Annotated in this window: 3 protein-coding genes; all 3 read right to left on the bottom strand. The window is 59.1% G+C overall.

Annotated features, from left to right (window positions below; genetic code table 11):
• Window positions 1-48: 48 nt before the first annotated feature.
• Entirely contained in the window at window positions 49-1,644 is a 1,596-nt protein-coding gene (locus EV561_RS36870; RefSeq protein WP_132528770.1) for an IS66 family transposase, read from the bottom strand.
• Between the two features lie 71 nt (window positions 1,645-1,715).
• On the bottom strand, window positions 1,716-2,069 hold the full coding sequence (gene tnpB, locus EV561_RS36865; RefSeq protein WP_132528769.1) for an IS66 family insertion sequence element accessory protein TnpB: 354 nt from the start codon (window positions 2,067-2,069) through the stop codon (window positions 1,716-1,718).
• Window positions 2,053-2,490 (bottom strand): transposase, encoded by a 438-nt coding sequence (locus tag EV561_RS36860; protein ID WP_132528768.1) that lies wholly within the window; start codon window positions 2,488-2,490, stop codon window positions 2,053-2,055. The genes tnpB and EV561_RS36860 overlap by 17 nt, the downstream gene beginning before the upstream one ends.
• Window positions 2,491-2,569 lie beyond the last annotated feature (79 nt).

Here is a 2,569-nt window from a genome sequence, read left to right as displayed (position 1 = left end):
GTAAGCGCGCTTTTCAGTGCACGTCGTAAATCGGCTTGAAGCGGCAGCTTATGCGGTCTGTTTTTTATAGTTGAAGGGCAGCAGGTCGTCGATATCGGTGTCGTTTGGACGCTGCGGTAGTTCGGTGAGGACGTGGCGTAGCCAGGCGAATGGTTCGACACCGCAGGCGCGACATGTCAGCATCAGACTGTAGATGACGGCGCTGGCCTTGGCTCCGTCGACGGTGTCACAGAAGAGCCAGGATTTTCTCCCAGTTGCAAAAATTCTGATGTCGCGCTCGAGTAAATTGTTGTCGATCGGCATCCTGCCGTCGTCGGTATAACGGGCCAGATAGTCCCATTGGTTGAGCGTATAGGCGATGGCATCGCCAAGCTTTGTGTCGGGCACGACCTTTGGCGCGATTTTGTCGAGCCATTCCTTGAGGGCGGCAAGGACCGGGACGCTGTGTTTCTGGCGAAAGCGGCGCATATAATGATCTCGCGTTTCGCCGTCGTCGGGCTTTTCGTCCCGCACCTGCCTTTCAATCCGGTAGAGCTGGTCGAAGAACTTGATGGCCTGTGCCGGCGGCCCACCGGGTTTCTTGCGCGCTTTGAGAGCATCGACGAACTTCCGCCTGGCATGGGCCATGCACCCGACATGCGTGGCACCTTTCAATGTGCGCCAGGCCTGATAGCCATCGCTCATCAAGATACCGCGGTAGTCGCCAAGAAAGGCCTGCGGGTGTTCCTGCCCGCGGCCGGGCTGATAATCGAACAGCACGATCGGTTGCCGGCTGTCCTCGCCGCTACGGTAGCCCCACATGTATGAGATGCTGGTGGGATCCTTGCCCTCTTCCTTCAGCACCTGAACTGTCGTCTCATCACCATGGATGACGGTCTGCGATTGAAGCCGCAGTTTCAGCGCGTCATAGATGCGAACGAGGTGTTTCTCGCTCGAACCGATCACCCAATGGCCTAGAGCACCACGGCTGACAGGAACGCCTGCACGCTCGAAGGCCTGGCTCAAGCGATAGAGCGGCGTGCCATCGACATATTTATGGACGAGCGCGAAGGCCAGCGTCGAGGCGGTGGCGACGCTGCCGGGCAAGGGCTGCTTCGGCATCGGCGCGATGACAACAGGCGTATTGATCCCGGTGCGGTCGCAGTTGCGGCATGCATATTTGGCCCGGACATTCTGCAGAACCGTGGCCTTCACCTCGATGTGAAGCTGTTCAGTGACCAGCTCGCCCATGCGATGCATCGGGTGGCTGCAGCACGGACAGGTCTTCTGATCGTCGGCAAGGTCATATTCGATGCGCTGGCGCGGCAGGTTTTCCGGCAACGGCCTGCGCCCAGGTTTCTTGCCCTGCGGCTTTTCGATCCCCGGCAATCCCGTGTCCGGTAGAGCGACGGCTTCCGCCTCGTCGGTGTCCTCGTCTGTATCTCCCTCAAGGGTAGCCTGCTCGGCTTCGTTGAAGATGCGATCCGTGTGCTTTTCGCTGCGCGGCGCAAAACGATGCAACTGCGCCAGCGCCAGCTCTTCCTCGAGCTTGAAGACGCGCTGCGCAAGAATATCCTTCTCGGCCTTCAACGCGGCAATTTCGGCAGCATTCGCCGCCAAAAGCGCCATCAATTCTTCAACGGTCGGGATGCTGGCTCGAGTCATCGCATTCTTGAATCTGAACCGGCACTCTCCGTCAACAGGCCCACGACAAACGCTCTGCGTTTGCGCCGAGGTCACCCGACAAATTCATATTGCCGCACCGGATGGCGAACCATCGCGTCGAGATCGATGCCGTCGAGCAACCAATGCAATTGCTCGGCATCGAGCGCCACCACCGTCTCCTGTCGTCGGGGCCAGCGGAACTTGTCTTCGGTCAGCGCTTTCAAAATTAGCACAAAGCCCGATCGATCAAAAAAGAGCAATTTCATCCGGGTTCTGCGACGGTTGCAGAAGGCAAACACCGCCCGCTCGAACGGATTGAGGCCCATAGACTGCTCGACCAAAATCGCGAGGCTGTTGATCCCGGCCCTAAAGTCGATCGGTTCCCGGTGAAGATAGACGCGCAGATCATCAGCCAGCCGGAACATCGCAACGTCCCAACGCTTCGATCATTGCCGACAGAACCTGAGCATCCGCGTCTTCAAGCTCAAGCCGTACGCCGTTCGGTAGCGTCGCCTTCAACCGCACCCGTGGCAATGTCGGTCGAGCCGACGGGGCCGGCGGCCGCGCAGTCGGCGCTGCCTCAACCACCGGAACGAAGGCCGACGGTGCGCCAGGCATAACCGCCAACGCTTTCGCCGCCTGCTGGCGCTGACGCAGCCTGATCCAGTTGTGCAACTGATTGGCGTTGATCCCGTGTGCAAGCGCCAGGCCGGCAACCGATACCCCCGGCTCAAGGGCCGCATCAATCAAGCGATCCTTTTCAACAGGATCAAAACGCCGCTTCCCGTTGTGAAGAACTTTGACGACCCGAAGCTGCCCTGAAATTCCGCTGCCATCCAATGTCATTATGTCCACAGTCTCCGTTGTGGACACAGAATCCCTCGATGCGCCGTCAATGAACAGGTGCAGGGATTTGCGCGCTTAC

It is taken from the genome of Rhizobium sp. BK376 (assembly GCF_004341625.1).
Classification (GTDB): domain Bacteria; phylum Pseudomonadota; class Alphaproteobacteria; order Rhizobiales; family Rhizobiaceae; genus Rhizobium.
Note: the sequence above shows the minus strand (reverse complement) of the source record. Positions and strands in the feature narration are given on the sequence as shown.

Coding starts and splice junctions, on each gene's coding strand:
- EV561_RS36870 (WP_132528770.1), bottom strand. CDS start 1,644: ATGACTCGAGCCAGCATCCCGACCGTTGAAGAATTGATGGCGCTTTTG.
- tnpB (WP_132528769.1), bottom strand. CDS start 2,069: ATGTTCCGGCTGGCTGATGATCTGCGCGTCTATCTTCACCGGGAACCG.
- EV561_RS36860 (WP_132528768.1), bottom strand. CDS start 2,490: ATGACATTGGATGGCAGCGGAATTTCAGGGCAGCTTCGGGTCGTCAAA.